This is a genomic window from Aminobacter ciceronei (assembly GCF_014138625.1).
Lineage (GTDB): Bacteria > Pseudomonadota > Alphaproteobacteria > Rhizobiales > Rhizobiaceae > Aminobacter > Aminobacter ciceronei.
The window spans coordinates 136,293-151,270 of sequence record NZ_JACJHY010000006.1; the positions used below are offsets into that span (position 1 = coordinate 136,293).

15 protein-coding genes are annotated in these 14,978 nt (G+C 64.3%); 5 read left to right on the top strand and 10 right to left on the bottom strand.

What is annotated here, in order from left to right; genetic code table 11:
* Positions 1-55: 55 nt before the first annotated feature.
* From folP to folK, 3 genes are read left to right on the top strand one after another with little or no spacing between them, the layout of a single operon-like run.
* Entirely contained in the window at positions 56-904 is an 849-nt protein-coding gene (folP, locus tag HNQ95_RS08565) for a dihydropteroate synthase (protein WP_154386062.1), read from the top strand.
* A gap of 5 nt (positions 905-909) precedes the next feature.
* Entirely contained in the window at positions 910-1,269 is a 360-nt protein-coding gene (gene folB / locus HNQ95_RS08570; protein ID WP_154386061.1) for a dihydroneopterin aldolase, read from the top strand.
* Complete coding sequence (gene folK / locus HNQ95_RS08575) at positions 1,253-1,777, top strand: 2-amino-4-hydroxy-6-hydroxymethyldihydropteridine diphosphokinase (protein WP_154386060.1); 525 nt, start codon at positions 1,253-1,255, stop codon at positions 1,775-1,777. The genes folB and folK overlap by 17 nt, the downstream gene beginning before the upstream one ends.
* Positions 1,778-1,786: 9 nt before the next feature.
* On the opposite strand, the gene HNQ95_RS08580 is transcribed toward folK, so the two are convergent.
* Both HNQ95_RS08580 and HNQ95_RS08585 read right to left on the bottom strand, forming a co-directional pair.
* On the bottom strand, positions 1,787-2,440 hold the full coding sequence (locus HNQ95_RS08580; protein ID WP_154386059.1) for a hypothetical protein: 654 nt from the start codon (positions 2,438-2,440) through the stop codon (positions 1,787-1,789).
* A complete protein-coding gene (locus HNQ95_RS08585) occupies positions 2,437-2,736 on the bottom strand; it encodes a DUF3572 domain-containing protein (protein ID WP_154386058.1) in 300 nt (99 codons plus the stop codon). Before HNQ95_RS08585 ends, HNQ95_RS08580 begins: the two co-directional genes overlap by 4 nt.
* A gap of 214 nt (positions 2,737-2,950) precedes the next feature.
* Here HNQ95_RS08585 and HNQ95_RS08590 point away from each other — a divergent pair, with 214 nt between their 5' ends.
* Positions 2,951-3,322: a response regulator gene (locus HNQ95_RS08590; RefSeq protein WP_067962504.1), complete on the top strand. Its 372-nt coding sequence runs from the start codon at positions 2,951-2,953 to the stop codon at positions 3,320-3,322.
* A gap of 30 nt (positions 3,323-3,352) precedes the next feature.
* Positions 3,353-4,726, top strand: coding sequence for a PleD family two-component system response regulator (locus HNQ95_RS08595; RefSeq protein WP_154386057.1), 1,374 nt, complete (start codon positions 3,353-3,355; stop codon positions 4,724-4,726).
* A gap of 437 nt (positions 4,727-5,163) precedes the next feature.
* Here the strand turns inward: HNQ95_RS08595 and rpmG are convergent, their stop codons facing one another.
* From rpmG to plsY, 8 genes are all read right to left on the bottom strand, one after another.
* Positions 5,164-5,331 carry a 50S ribosomal protein L33 gene (gene rpmG, locus HNQ95_RS08600; RefSeq protein WP_019173400.1) on the bottom strand — a complete coding sequence of 56 codons (168 nt, stop codon included), beginning with the start codon at positions 5,329-5,331 and terminating at the stop codon, positions 5,164-5,166.
* Positions 5,332-5,448: 117 nt separating this feature from the next.
* Positions 5,449-6,591: an MFS transporter gene (locus tag HNQ95_RS08605; RefSeq protein ID WP_182573884.1), complete on the bottom strand. Its 1,143-nt coding sequence runs from the start codon at positions 6,589-6,591 to the stop codon at positions 5,449-5,451.
* Positions 6,592-6,638: 47 nt separating this feature from the next.
* Positions 6,639-7,379, bottom strand: coding sequence for an NUDIX hydrolase (locus HNQ95_RS08610; protein WP_067962500.1), 741 nt, complete (start codon positions 7,377-7,379; stop codon positions 6,639-6,641).
* Positions 7,380-7,452: 73 nt separating this feature from the next.
* Complete coding sequence (locus HNQ95_RS08615; RefSeq protein ID WP_067962496.1) at positions 7,453-7,890, bottom strand: DUF983 domain-containing protein; 438 nt, start codon at positions 7,888-7,890, stop codon at positions 7,453-7,455.
* Between the two features lie 2 nt (positions 7,891-7,892).
* Positions 7,893-10,208, bottom strand: coding sequence for a ribonuclease R (gene rnr, locus HNQ95_RS08620; RefSeq protein ID WP_182573861.1), 2,316 nt, complete (start codon positions 10,206-10,208; stop codon positions 7,893-7,895).
* 6 nt (positions 10,209-10,214) lie between these two features.
* Positions 10,215-12,827 carry a type I DNA topoisomerase gene (topA, locus tag HNQ95_RS08625; protein WP_067962489.1) on the bottom strand — a complete coding sequence of 871 codons (2,613 nt, stop codon included), beginning with the start codon at positions 12,825-12,827 and terminating at the stop codon, positions 10,215-10,217.
* 393 nt (positions 12,828-13,220) lie between these two features.
* On the bottom strand, positions 13,221-14,354 hold the full coding sequence (dprA, locus tag HNQ95_RS08630; RefSeq protein WP_182573862.1) for a DNA-processing protein DprA: 1,134 nt from the start codon (positions 14,352-14,354) through the stop codon (positions 13,221-13,223).
* Positions 14,351-14,962 (bottom strand): glycerol-3-phosphate 1-O-acyltransferase PlsY, encoded by a 612-nt coding sequence (gene plsY, locus HNQ95_RS08635; protein ID WP_182573863.1) that lies wholly within the window; start codon positions 14,960-14,962, stop codon positions 14,351-14,353. Before plsY ends, dprA begins: the two co-directional genes overlap by 4 nt.
* Positions 14,963-14,978 lie beyond the last annotated feature (16 nt).

Here is a 14,978-nt window from a genome sequence, read left to right on the forward strand (position 1 = left end):
AGCGTTGATATTTCGTGACGTGGTCTGTGCTCTGGAATTGTTTTGTGGCGACGGCATGACCGGCAAACGATGGCAACTGGCGCATGGGCGCCAACTCGACCTCGGCGACAGGGCGCTTGTGATGGGCATCCTCAACGTCACGCCCGACAGTTTTTCCGACGGCGGCGCGTTCGATGCGCCCGAGCGCGCGCTCGAACAGGCGCGCCGCATGGTCGCCGAAGGGGCCGTGATCATCGATGTCGGCGGTGAATCCACCCGCCCGGGCGCAGCACCTGTTTCTTCAGCCGAAGAGCAGGATCGCGTGCTGCCGATCATCGCCGCACTCGCCCGATCTGGCGATACACTGATCTCCGTCGACACCTACCGCGAGGAGACAGCGCGGCTCGCCGTTGCCGCCGGCGCGCACATCGTCAACGATGTCTGGGGCGCCCAGCGCGAGCCAGGTATTGCCCGGGTCGCAGCCGACACCGGGGCAGGGCTGGTGCTCATGCATACCGGACGCGAGCGCGACAAGCTGCCCGACGTGATCGACGACCAGTTGCTGTTCCTGCGCCGTTCGCTGGAGATCGCCCGGGAGGCCGGTGTCCAGGACGCTCAGATCGTGCTCGATCCGGGCTTCGGCTTCGCCAAGGATGCGGACGAAAATCTCGACCTGATGGCGCGTTTTTCGGAGCTGAAAGGGCTCGGTTATCCGCTGCTCGCCGGCACCTCGCGCAAGCGCTTCGTCGGCCATGTTACCGGGCGCGAAGCAGCCGACCGTGACGCGGGGACGGCGGCGACGAGCGTCATACTCCGCCTGCAGGGCGCGGATATATTTCGCGTCCATGATGTCGCAATCAACGTGGACGCGCTGGCATTCGCAGATGCTATGCTGGCGCGACAGACCAACCTGCCGGGACGCTGACCCAGATGTACCTTATCCGTATGAAAAACTGCGCCTTCTTCGCCCGGCACGGCCTGTTCGACGAAGAAGAGGCACTTGGCCAGCGCTTCTATGTCGATGCCGAGCTGACGGTCGATCCGTCGCGTCCGCTGGAGGACGATTCGATGGACAGCACCGTTGACTACGGCGTTGCCTTCCAGGTCATCGAAAAGATCATTACCGGCCAGCGGCGCTTCCTGATCGAGGCGCTGGCGCAGGAGTGCGGTCGCGCGCTCGCAGCGCGTTTCCCGCAGATCAAGCGGGCCGAAATTACGGTCCGCAAGCCGAATGCGCCCGTGCCCGGCGTCCTCGATTACGTAGAGGTGACCGTTGTCTGGCCAGGTTGAGGAGCGCGGCTTTCTCAGCCTCGGCGGCAACCTGGGCGACCCAGCGAAGTCGATGGCGTCGGCGCTGCACATGCTCGACAGTTCCGGCGGCACGCGCGTTGTGGAAGTCTCGTCTCTGCACCGCACGCCGCCTTGGGGCAAGGTCGATCAGCCCGATTTCCTGAACGTCACCGCCGAAGTCGCTACCACGCTCGCGCCGCTCGAACTGCTGAAGCTCTGCCTCGAGCTCGAGCGGCGGCTGAAGCGCGTGCGCATCGAGCGCTGGGGCCCGCGCCTCATCGACATCGACGTGCTCCTGCTGGGCAACAGCAATGTCAGCGATGTCGGACTTGAGATACCGCATCCGCGCATGCTCGACCGTGCGTTCGTCATGGTCCCGCTGGCTGAAATCGCGCCGAATCTCATGCTGGCAGGCAAGTCGGCTGCCGAATGGGCCGCCAGGCTCGACAGCGAAGGCATCGAGAGGCTCGACACCGGCCGCAACTGGTGGCGCAATCTCGGCGAATAGTCAGTGAGACTAGAGACCCAAGGCCGTGGCGATCTTCGGCGCGGCCTGGGACCAATCGTCCTCGATGACGATTCCGTCCGGCAGCGGCGGCAGAAATGCACGCATTTCACGATAGGACATCAGGTTGAACAGATGCGCGTCGGCGACGGCGTCGCGCACCGAGACCAGATTGTGCGGAATGTCGTCGACGAAGGCGACCCTGCGGCTGGTTTCGCCCCGCAACAGCCGCAGCGCGGGGCCCTTGGCCCTTTCAGTGGTCAGAAGCGGGTAGGGGAAACCCAACGCATCGAGATGCCGGCGCCTGATGTCGCGGTGGCGATGCGGCATCGCGGTCAACAGTACCACTTCCGCGCCTGCCGCGAGCCCCGCCACCGCATCGGCAGCGCCAAGTGCCGCCGTCTGCCATTCGCTCTGGGCATGAAAGAAACCGTCGAGCTGCGCCGACACCGCTTCCTGGTCCAGCGGGATCTGTGTCTTCACGTTGATGATGTTGCCGGTCAGCTTGAACGACCTGGCCGAGAAGGCCAGCCCCTGCGCATCGAGGAAGCGCATGAAGGGCACCATGAATTCGAGCAGCACCTCGTCGACGTCGAGCACCAGCAGCGGCCTGGTGTCGCGGGCCAGTTCGGCGATCTGCCGTGCTGTTTCGGGATCTTCGCTCATGCGGAACGCTCGTGATCGTCATTGCCAAGGGGAAGGGCACGCAGGGCGCTGCCTATTTCGCCCGGCGCGATGCCCACTTCCTGCGAGAAGCGCAGCAGCGTCGGCTCATGGGCGAGAATGAAGTTCAGGACGCCGGCCAGGAAGCCGGGCTCCTGCGCAGCTCGGCGGATCTGGTGCGCCTCGATGCCTGATATGGCCAGGAAGCGCGGCAGGAGTTCCGCGTCGGAGGCGACGAAGCCAAGTGCCTGGACTGCCAGCGCTTCGGCGCTTTCCTGCGATTGTTGGTTCTTCTGCATACTGGTGTTCGCCCCGATCGACCTCTGTGGGGAGTAACCGCAAGCAGCCATCGCGGCAACCGCTAAAGCGGTCGCGCAACCATCCGTGATTTGGCTTCGGTGTTTTACGTTTCGTAATGTTCTTGAGTTACGGTCGGATTCGGGGTTGGTGTGCGCATCCGGCGCGCAACAGGATTGCCGCGGGCCTGTGGCGAGCAATCGGGACGGAATTTCTATGGTCAAGAAGGTGATGATCGTCGAGGACAACGAGCTCAATATGAAGCTCTTTCGCGACCTCATCGAGGCAAGCGGCTACGAGACCGTGCGCACGCGCAACGGGCTCGAAGCGCTCGATCTTGCACGGAAGCATCGGCCGGACCTCATCCTGATGGATATCCAATTGCCCGAGGTCTCGGGCCTCGAGGTCACCAAATGGCTGAAGGAGGATGACGACCTCCACACCATCCCCGTCATTGCCGTCACCGCATTCGCCATGAAGGGCGACGAGGAGCGGATCAGGCAGGGCGGTTGCGAAGCCTACATTTCCAAGCCGATCTCGGTGCCGCGCTTTATCGAGACGATCAAATCCTATCTGGGCGATGCCTGATGTGCTCGCCGGCTCGCTCGAGGGACTAGCATGACAGCGCGCATCCTCGTCGTTGACGACATACCGGCCAATGTGAAGCTGCTCGAAGTCCGGCTTCTCGCCGAGTATTTCGAGGTGCTGACCGCCTTCAATGGACCTGATGCCATCGCCGCCTGCGAGGACGGCAAGGTCGATGTCGTGCTGCTCGACGTGATGATGCCCGGCATGGACGGTTTCGAGGTATGCCGCCGCCTGAAGGCCGATCCGGCAACCGCCCACATTCCCGTCGTCATGGTCACTGCGCTCGACCATGTCACCGACCGCGTGCGCGGCCTTGACGTCGGCGCCGACGATTTCCTGACCAAGCCTGTCAACGACCTGCAACTGATCACCCGCGTCAAGAGTCTCGTCCGTCTCAAGGTGCTGACCGACGAGCTCAGGCTGCGCGCCTCGACCACCCACAGCATCGGCATGGACGAGCTTCTGGCCCGATCCGACCTGGTCCGGGGGGAACTGCCGAAGGTCCTGCTCATCGATGAGCAAACGTCTTCCGCTGCTCATATCTGCGCGCTGCTGGATGGCGCCGCCGACGTGCAGTTGGCCGCCGATCCGCAGTCGGGGCTCTTCAACGCGGCCGAAGGTGCCTATGAGTGCATCATCGTGTCGTCAGGGTTTTCCGCGTTCGATCCGCTCAGACTGTGCTCGCAGCTCAGGTCGCTCGACCGCACGCGCTCGCTGCCGATCGTACTGCTGGTCAACAAGGAAGAGGACGACCTTACCGTTCGCGGACTCGAACTCGGCATCAACGACTATCTCGTGCGGCCGCTGGATAGGCAGGAGCTGATCGCGCGCCTGCGCACCCAGGTGCGGCGCAAGCGCTACAATGACGAGCTCAGGCAAAGCGTCAGCCAGACCATTGAGATGGCGGTGACGGATGGCCTGACCGGTCTGCATAACCGCCGCTACCTCGACAGCCACCTGCCGCGGCTGGTCGAACGTGCGGCTGCCCGTCGTCGACCGCTGTCGCTGATGATCACGGACCTCGACCGCTTCAAGCGCATCAACGACACGTTTGGCCATGACGGCGGCGACGAGGTCCTGCGTGAATTTGCACGGCGCGTGAAGAAGAGCGTGCGCGGCATTGATCTCGCTTGCCGATTCGGCGGCGAGGAATTCGTCATCGTGATGCCGGATACCGAAGGCGCGCTGGCCGAGATCGTTGCCGAACGCATCCGCTCCGAAATCGCCAGGACGCCGTTCAAGGTCGGCGGAACCGAGCAGGGCGTGTCGGTGACGGTCAGCGTCGGCGTCTCGGCGCTGGTCATGGAAGGTGACACGGTTGCCGGGCTGATGAAGCGCGCGGATCTGGCGCTTTACGACGCCAAGACACGTGGTCGCAATCGCGTGGTGGCGAGAGCGGCCTGAGCCGCAGTACGGCTTCACGGTCAAGCGCGTTAAGCTCAATCGTTTACCTTAACCCGAGCGATTCGCGAGCCGTGGTTAAGAAAGTGTTGATTTTCAAGCGATCTTGCGCGACTGTGAGATCGAGAAGAAGGACGGGCGCCGGCACGAGGAGCACAGGCCGGATAGCCCTATCGATACCCCATGATGCTCAGGTCCGCCGCATCTCCTGGGTCCGTGGGGTCGGCCGGCCGGCACTGGCACATAGTGGCCTCCTCGTACCGCTGCCAGACGCCGACCGGCCCCCTATCTCGAAATCATCCCGTTTTGACTGAGTATGGGGCAGGCGGCTTTCCGTGTGTCCTTCGATGCGTTGGCGCAAGCCGCCGTGCGGTAGACAGTCCTGAAAACGAAAACGCCGCCCGATGGGCGGCGTTTTGGAATTCCTGGAGGCAACAAGATTACTTGATCTTGGTTTCCTTGAATTCGACGTGCTTCTTCGCAACCGGGTCGTACTTGCGGAACGACAGCTTTTCCGTCTTCGTGCGGCTGTTCTTGCTCGTCACGTAGAAGAAACCGGTGTCGGCGGTCGACAGAAGCTTGATCTTGATGTTTGCAGCCTTGGCCATGATTCTCGTCCGTTAATCGTCTGGAGTTGCACCCGCCTCAGGACGGGAAAACAACCCGGACGCGGAAAACCTGCGGGACACATAAAGAACGCGCCCGGAAAGTCAAGCCTTGGAGCGCTATCGGCTCGCTTTCGCGGCAATTCGGCCCAGTCCGATGGCGATGTAGCCGCCGAAGAACACCGCCAGCGCCCAGCCGAATCCGTTCGGGCCGAAGACGTCCATGAAGATGCCGATCACCTGCGGCCCAAGGATCATGCCGAGGCCGTAGCAGAAGATGAAGGCGGCGTTGGCCGAGGCCAAGTCGCGGCCTGATAGCTGTGCGCCGAGATGCGCGAGGCCGACGGTGTAGAGTGCCGCCACCACGCCGCCCCAGACAAACAGCATGCCCGCCATCAGGTGCCAGTTGATGGTCAACAACGGCATCGCCAGCGTTCCGCCCAGACCGACGAGGGCGCAGATGAGCAGCAGGATGCGGCGATCGCCGATGCGGTCGCTCAGCATGCCGATCGGAATCTGCAGCAGGAAATTGCCGAGCCCGATCATGGTCAGCAGCATCGCTGCCTCGCCCTCGCTGTAGCCGATGCGCTGGCCGTAGATCGGGAAGAGGGCGAAGCCGCCTGTTTCCACCGCACCGAAGACGAGAACGGCGGCGGTCGCTGTCGGCACGATCCAGATGTAGCGGAAGAAGCCACCCTTGCCGCCTTCGGAGACGATCCTGGGGCTTTCGCTGCGCGCCAGCAAGACGGGAATCGCGGCGATCATGACGAAGGCGAAGGTCAGGCCGAACGGCAGGAAGCCGCTGCTGCCGATCTGCGAGAACAGCCATGGGCCGGCGGCGAAGCCGAGCGAAAGCACGGTGGCATAGATGCCGAGCACCAGGCCGCGCCGATGTGGCGGAGCACAGGTGCTGATCCAGAATTCCGACAGGATGAACAGCACTGTCAGCGCGAAATGCAGCACGGCCCGCAACGGAAACCACATCCAGAAGGACTGGGCGAAATAGAAGCCGACGAAGGCCACGGCGCCGGCGAGAATCATCGCCAGCATCGTCCAGACGACGCCGAAGCGCATGGCGATCGGCGTCGCCAGCGGGGCGGCGGCAATCGAGGCGATGCCGGCGACCGCCGTGTTGAGGCCGATCATCGAGGAGGAATAGCCGCGCGATTCGAGAATCACGCTCAACAGCGGTATGCCCAGCCCAATGGCGATGCCGACGACGCTGATCGAGGCAATGGCCGCTGAAATCGCGCGCCAGTGCACGCGTTCGACGTTTTCAGCCTCCTGAACGGTATCGGTCATGCAAAGCCCTACAGGATGTCGCGGCGGAAGTGTTGGGCAAGCATGCGGTAGAATGGCACCTCGCCACCCGGCTGGAGTCCGGGATCGACAGCTAGCCGCTGCCTCAGGTCGCCAAGCACCGACTGGGTGATCGCCGGAATGTCGGCCTGCATGGCATCTGCCAAGGGCAACCAGATCAGTTCCTCGAGCTCGTTTGTCGGTCCGCCCTGAGGCAACTCGACCGCGACGTCGCTGCGCCAGGCGGAGAGGAAGCGTGTGTCGAAACGCCTGACCCGGCCGGGAGGGGTCACCGCGCGCGCGATGAAGCGCAGGCAGCCGAGCGCAGGCGCGACGCCATGCTCGGCAAAGCCTTGCCAGTCGGCCTTGGTGGTCGAGAACGGGCCGCGCCGGCCGATCAGAAGCCCTGCTTCTTCGTAGGTTTCGCGAACAGCCGAAAGCGCGATCGCCCGGGCGCGCGCGACGCTGACCCGGCCGGTGCCGGCGCGCAGCTTGTCCTGCTCGTCGGGATGGAGCTCTTCGGCCACCTTGATGCGGCTGTCTGCCGGGTCGGTGCGGCCACCGGGAAAGACGAACTTTCCGGGCATGAAGGCATGCTTCATGTGGCGCCGGCCCATCAGCACCAGCACGTCGTCGCCCTTGCGGTCGAGCAGGATCAACGTCGCCGCGTCGCGCGGACGCAAGGGGGCTGGTCCTTTGGCCATTTCCCTGGCTTCGAGCCTGTCGAGGTCTGCTTTGCTAATGCCATCCATCGCGGCTGTCCTAACGGAATGTCGGGTTGGACGGAAGCACTTGCTTGCTCTTGGGCATTGCGCCAGCGCGGGGTCAAGCCTCGGGATGCGTTTCGATCACGTCTTCTTCGCCGCCGAAGCCGTGCATGTAGAGCGCCCATTGCATGCCGACCACGGCGCCCTTCATCGGGCGCAGCAGCGCGAGCGCGGAAACGATGGTCAGTGGTACCCAGATCAGCAGATGCTGCCATAGGGCCAGCTTGCTGGTCGCCTCGACGCCCATGAAGGCGCCGACGACGATGTGGCCGACGATGACAACCACGAGATAGGCGGGCAGGTCGTCGGCGCGATGATGGAAAATCTCCTCGTGGCAGACTTCGCATCTGTCGACAGTCTTGACGAACGACGCAAACAGCCGGCCTTGGCCGCAGTTCGGGCACTTGCAGAGCAGGCCCCGCTTGATCGCTTGCCAGACCGGCCGAGGTTCACGCGCAACCTTGTGGTGGTTGCCGCCGAATACCTGCTCTTCCATCGTCATCTCCTGCCGCGAGGTCCTCGCCGTGGCTGGGAGGCGCGGGCACGCGTTCGTTGCCCCTTGGTCTTGTGGAAGGACCGCTTGGAACCGGGCAGGGGCTTCGGTTCGGTCAGCATCTCGAAGCGCATGGCACCCGCCAGCGGCGCGATCTCGACCAGCTTGACCTCGACACGGTCGGCGAGCTGGTAGCCCTTGCCGGAGCGTTCGCCGAACAGGGCGCGGGCTGCTTCGTCGAAATGGTAATAGTCGTCACCTAGCGATGACACCGGGATGAAACCATCCGCGCCATATTGCGGCAATTGGACAAATAGTCCCGCCTTGACGACGCCGGAAATGCGCGCCTCGAATGTCTCGTCGACGCGCTCGGCCAGGAAACCCGCGACCAGCCTGTCGACGGTCTCGCGCTCTGCTGCCATGGCGCGGCGTTCCGTCTGCGAGATCAGCCCGGCGGTCTCTTCCAGCCGCGCTTCCTCCTGGGGCGTCAGGCCGCCGGCACCGAGGCCGAGCGACCCAATCAGCGCGCGATGCACGATGAGGTCGGCATAACGGCGGATCGGCGAGGTGAAATGCGCGTAGCGGCGCAAATTGAGGCCGAAGTGACCGATATTGTCGGGATTGTATTCGGCCTGGCTCTGCGAACGCAGCACCACCTCGTTGACGAGCTGCTCATTGTCGCCGCCGCGCACCTGCTCGAGGATGCCGTTGAACTGGCTTGGACGCATCGCGGCCCCACGCGCCAGCGACAGGCCGATCGTCTGCAGGAATTCGCGCAGCGATTCCTGCTTGGCCAGCGAAGGGCCGTCATGGATGCGGTAGACGAGCTTCTGCTTCTTGTTCTCCAGCGTCTCGGCAGCCGCGACGTTCGCCTGGATCATGAACTCTTCGATCAGCTTGTGGGCGTCGAGGCGATCGGGAACGATGACGCGGTCCACCGTGCCGTCCGGCTTGAGCAGGATCTTGCGTTCGGGCAGGTCGAGTTCGAGCGGCTGGCGACTGTCGCGGCCGCGCTTGAGCACGTCATAGGCGGCCCATAACGGCTTGAGGACGGTCTCCAGGATCGGCCCGGTCTTCTCATCCGGGATGCCATCGATGGCGGCTTGCGCCTGCGGATAGGCGAGGCGGGCCGAAGACCGCATCATGATGCGGTGGAAGGCGTGCCTGATCTTGCGGCCCTCGGCCGAAAACGTCATGCGCACGGCCAGCGCCGGGCGGTCGACACCTTCGCGCAGCGAGCACAGATCGTTGGAGATGCGCTCGGGCAGCATCGGCACGACGCGGTCGGGGAAGTAGACCGAGTTGCCGCGCTTCAGTGCCTCGTTGTCGAGCGCCGTGCCCGGACGGACATAGGCTGCCACGTCGGCGATAGCGACGGTGACGATGAAGCCGCCGGGGTTCTTCTCGTCGCTGTCGGCGACGGCATAGACGGCGTCGTCGTGATCCTTGGCGTCGGCGGGGTCGATGGTGACCAACGGCAGCTCGCGCCAGTCCTCGCGCTTGCCGTCTAGCGTCGCCGGTTTCACGGCCTCGGCTTCGGCGATCACGTCGGCGGGGAATATGTGGGGAATGTCGTGGGCATGGATGGCGATCATCGAGACCGCCTTCTCATTGGTCAACGAACCCAGTACCGAGACCACCTTGGCGCGCGGCAGGCCGTAACGGCTGGCCCGTTCCGGCACCACTTCGACCAGATCGCCGTCCTTGGCGCCGTTGTGGTGGTCCTTGTCGATCACCAGCTCGGGCTGGCGGCGTTCAACCGGCTCGATGCGGAAGCTGCCGTCCTTGAGGATGCGGAAAATGCCGAGCGCCGTGTCGGCGCGCTTCTCGAACATCTTCATCACGCGGGCGGTGTAGGCCGGCTCGTTGTCGTCGATATGATCGTCGACGGGGAAGGTCTTGGCCAGCACGCGGTCGCCGACGCCGGGCACAGGTCCATTGCCGCTGCGCGACAGCTTGATGGCCACGATCGGGCCGTCAGGCTGTTCGGAGGCGCGGGCCAAAAGCGTGCCTTCGGCGTCGCGGCCAAAAATGTCGAGCACGGCGACATGCGGCAACGCGCCGGCGCGGGTCAGGCGCTTGCGGCTCTTTTCCAGCAGACCTTCGTCCTGCAACTCGCGCAGCAGGTGCTTCAGCCAGATGCGGTCGTCATTCTTGAGCGCAAAGGCCTTGGCGATGTCGCGCTTGCCGCTGCGGTCAGGATTCTCGGCGATGTAGCGCAGAATCTCGTCCCGCGACGGCCGGTAGACGTCCTTGCCACGGACCTCGTCGCTTGCGGCGCGTCTGGTGCCGGCATTTCGTCCGGAAATCTTTCGCGCCACGGTCGCCTAGTCCTTCTTCTTGGCCTTGCTGGCGGCCGCTTTTTTGGTTGTGCTGGCCGCCGGCTTCTTGGCGGCTCGGGCAGGCTTCTTGGCGCCACCGCCTTTCGCCTCTTTTTCGGCGATCAGCGCGAGTGCCGTTTCCATCGTCACGGTGGCCGGATCGGTGTTCTTCGGCAAGGTAGCATTGACCTTGCCGAAATTGACATAGGCGCCGTACTTGCCGTCGCGCACGGTGACGTTGCCGCCTCCGGCGGGGTGTTCGCCGAGATCCTTCAACGCCGCCGGCGTACCGCCGCCGCGTCCGCCCTTGCCCTTGGCCTGCTTTTCGGCAAGCACCGTGACCGCGCGGTTGAGGCCGATCGAGAACACGTCCTCGATGCTTTCGAGATTGGCATAAGCGCCGTCATGCAGCACGAACGGGCCGTAGCGGCCAAGCCCGGCCGAGATCATCTTGCCCGTCTCTGGGTGCTGGCCGACATCGCGTGGCAGTGCCAGCAAGGCGAGCGCCTTTTCGTGATCGATGGACGCAGCCGCCCAGCCCTTGGGCAGGCTGGAGCGCTTGGCGTCCTTGCCGTCACCGCGCTGGATGTAGGGGCCGAAGCGGCCGCTGCGCAGCGTGATCTCTTCATTGGTGTAGGGATCGCTGCCCAGAACCTTGGTGCCGTCTTCGAGGCCGCCATTGTCGCCGTTGCCGCCGGGGCCGTCGAGCTGGCGGGTGAAGCCGCATTCGGGATAGTTGGAGCAGCCGACGAAGGCGCCGTACTTGCCGAGCTTGAGCGACAGGTTGCCGGTGCCGCATTTCGGGCAGATACGCGGGTTCGATCCGTCCTCGCGTTCCGGGAAGACCAGTGGCGCGAGTTCCTCGTTCAGCGCGTCGAGCACGTTGGTGACGCGCAGTTCCTTGATCTCATCGACCGCACCCGAGAAGTCCTTCCAGAAATCGGCCAGCACGTCGCGCCAGGCGAGCTTGCCGTCCGAGACTTCATCGAGCTTTTCCTCGAGCGAGGCGGTGAAGTCGTACTCGACATAGTGCCGGAAGAAACTCTCCATGAAGGCCGTGACCAGCCGGCCCTTGGCCTGGGGCACGAGCTTGCGGTTCTCGATCTTCACATAGTCGCGGTCCTCAAGCGTCTTGAGCGTGGCGACATAGGTCGAGGGCCGGCCGATGCCGAGCTCTTCCATCTTCTTGATGAAGCTGGCTTCGGAGTAGCGGGGCGGCGGCTCAGTGGTGTGATGGCTGGCGTCGACGCTCTCGCGCTTCAGCGTTTCGTCGGCGCGGATCTCGGGCAGGCGACGGCTTTCCTCGTCTTCCGAATCCTCGTCCTTCTGCTCGGTATAAGCGGCGATGAAGCCGTCGAAACGGGTGACCGAACCGACGGCGCGCAGGCCGGCGATTCTTGACCCGTTGCGCGCCTCGATCTCGACCGTGGTGCGCTCGATCTCGGCCGGCTGCATCTGGCTGGCAATGGCGCGCTTCCAGATCATCTCATAGAGCCGGGCCTGGTCGGCATCGAGGAATTTGCGCATCTCTGCCGGCGTGCGATTGAAGTCGGTCGGCCGAATGGCTTCGTGCGCTTCCTGGGCGTTCTTGGCCTTGGTGGTGTACTGGCGCGCCTTTTCGGGCAGGTACTTTGTGCCGAATTCCTTGGCGATGGCATTGCGTGCGGCTTCGATCGCCTCCGGCGCCATCTGGACGCCGTCGGTACGCATATAGGTGATCAGGCCGGCGGTCTCGCCACCGATCTCCATGCCTTCATAGAGGCGCTGGGCGACCTGCATGGTGCGGCTTGCCGAGAAGCCGAGGCGCGACGACGCAGCCTGCTGCAAGGTCGAGGTGGTGAAGGGCGCGCTCGGGTTGCGCCGGGTCGGCTTGGCCTCGACCGACAGCGTCTTGAAGCTTGCGCCATCGAGCATCGCCTTGATGTCATCGGCCATGGCCTGCGACGAGATGTCGAGCTTCTGCAGCTTCTTGCCGTCGAAGGCGGTCAGCCTGGCTTCAAAGTTTTCGGCACGCGGCGTGCCGAGGATGGCGGCGATCTGCCAGTATTCCTCACGCACGAAACGTTCGATCTCGGCTTCGCGGTCGCAGACGAAGCGCAAGGCCACCGACTGCACGCGGCCAGCCGAACGGGCGCCGGGCAGTTTGCGCCACAGCACAGGCGACAGGGTGAAGCCGACAAGATAGTCGAGCGCGCGGCGCGCCAGATAGGCATCGACCAGCGGCGGGTCGATCTCGCGCGGATTGGAGATGGCTTCGAGCACTGCCTGCTTGGTGATCGAGTTGAAGGCGACGCGCTTGATCGTCTTGTCCTTCAGCACGCGCTTCTGCTTCAGCACCTCGAGTACGTGCCAGGCGATGGCTTCACCTTCGCGATCCGGATCGGTTGCGAGGATCAGGCCGTCGGCTTCCTTGACCGCCTTGGCGATATCGCTGAGCCGCTTGGCCGATGCGGTGTCGACCGACCAGGACATGGCAAAATCGTCTTCCGGCTTCACCGAGCCGTCCTTGGCCGGCAAATCGCGGACATGGCCGAACGAGGCGAGAACCTTGTAGTTCCGGCCCAGGTACTTGTTGATGCTTTTCACCTTGTTCGGTGACTCGACGACAACGACGTCCATATGTGGCTGATTTTCCAGTGAAGCGCCCAAACAACGGCAAACGGCGCGTGGCGAAGATTTTCAATTCGCTCGTCACATGGCCGCGCTTTTCGGTCCGGTCAAGGGGAAGGGGGCAAAAACGACGGTGAAGAACCGGATTGCAATCCTGGGTATATTAATTCATCCTATTGCAATCTATACTAGATTTGCTGAATGTCCACCATCGCCGGTTGAGCCGGCCATTGGCGTTGAAATCGGCCTTGGTCACGCGACTCACGCGGGGCGGCAGAGGGCCCCTTCCGGACAAGCAGGCACCTGCGCAAAGGCGGGCCAAAACTCTTGATTCCATACTGTCGATGCCCGGCCAGCTCGGCATCCTGGTCGACGCCTCGTGTCGCCCCCGGCGAGCGCCCGTCACATGTCGGGCTCAACGAGCGAAACACGCCCGCCTGAATGGCGCTCGAGCCGACCGGCGAGGTCGAGCTCCAGAAGGATCATGAAGATCTGCGCCGGATGAAGCCCGGTGTGGCGGATCAATTCATCGACCTCGACGGGAACCGGGCCGAGCGCCTCGATCACCCGGGCGCGGTCGCCGTCGACGGGTGGCGGCGTCGCGGTGAAATCAGGCGGTTCCTCGAGTCTGGCCGGTGCAAAAGGCTGGCGTCCAACCAGCGGCGCCAGAGCTTCCAGCACGTCGGCAGCCTCTGTCACCAGCGTCGCGCCGTCCTTGAGCAGGCCGTTGCTGCCGGCGGCGCGTGGGTCGAGCGGCGAGCCGGGCACGGCGAAGACCAGGCGTCCCATCTCGCCGGCAAGCCGCGCGCTGATCAGCGAACCCGAACGTTGAGCCGCCTCGACGACGACAAGTCCGAGCGAAAGGCCGGCGACGATGCGATTGCGACGCGGAAAGTCCTGGGCGCGTGGCTCCCAGCCGAACGGCATTTCGGAGACGATGGCACCGCGTTCGGCGATCTCGTCGCAGAGGCCGACATTCTCGGGCGGGTAGGGGCGATCGATGCCGCCGGCCAGGACACCGACCGTGCCCGTGTCGAGGCTGCCCTGATGGGCCGCGGTGTCGATGCCGCGGGCCAGTCCCGAGATCACGCCATAGCCGTTGCGACCAAGCTCCGAGGCAAGCATGCGCGCCATCTTGATGCCGGCGAGCGAGGCGTTGCGCGCGCCGACGATGGCCACCGGCGGCAAGCCGAAGATGGCAGCGGTGCCCTTGACGGCGAGCAGCGGCGGTGGGTTGTCCATGCGCGTGAGCGTCTGCGGGTAGTCGTGCTCGCCAAGCGCAACGAAGCGCGCGCCGCATCTGCGCGCCAGCTGCATCTCCACCTCTGCCTCGGCCATCGAGGGAACCCGAACCGGGCGGTTTGCGCCGCCGGCCATCATGATTTCGGGCAGCATCTCAATTGCCGTTTCGGCGGATCCGAAGCGGTTGATCAGGTCGCGAAAACTTGCGGGGCCGACATTTGGCGTACGGATCAGGCGCAGCCAATGAAGCCGCTGCCGGTCGCTGAGATGCGGCCCGGCGGCGGCGCGGGTCATCCCTTGGACCCGATCCGCGATTCAGTGCCAGCAAGCAGACGCGAGATGTTGGCGCGGTGGCGGATGAAGACGATCAGGCTCATCAGGGCCAGCAGGCCGGCGGCCTTGGGCATGTCGATCATATAAAGAGCAATCGGCACGACGATGGCGGCAGTCAGCGCGGCGAGCGACGAGTAGCGGCTGACGAAGGCGACGAGCAGCCAGGTAACGGCGAAGGCAAGCGCGCCGAGCCCCGACAGGCCGAACAGCACGCCGAGATAGGTGGCGACGCCCTTGCCGCCCTTGAAGCCGAGCCAGATCGGATAGAGATGGCCGATGAAGGCGCCGAGGCCAGCGGCAAGGGCCGCGTCGTGGCTCCAACGCGCGGCGATGATCACCGCGACCGTGCCCTTGAGCGCGTCGAGCAGCAGCGTTGCGGCCGCCAGCTTCTTGTTGCCGGTGCGCAGGACGTTGGTGGCGCCGATATTGCCCGAGCCGATCTTGCGTACGTCGCCAAGGCCGGCCGCGCGGGTCAGCAGCAGGCCGAACGGAATCGAGCCGAGGGCGTAGCCGAATACGGCGGCCGCGATGAGCACGTGCAGGGCCGTCGGAAAGATGTCATCCGGCATCAAGGTCTGTGGTCTC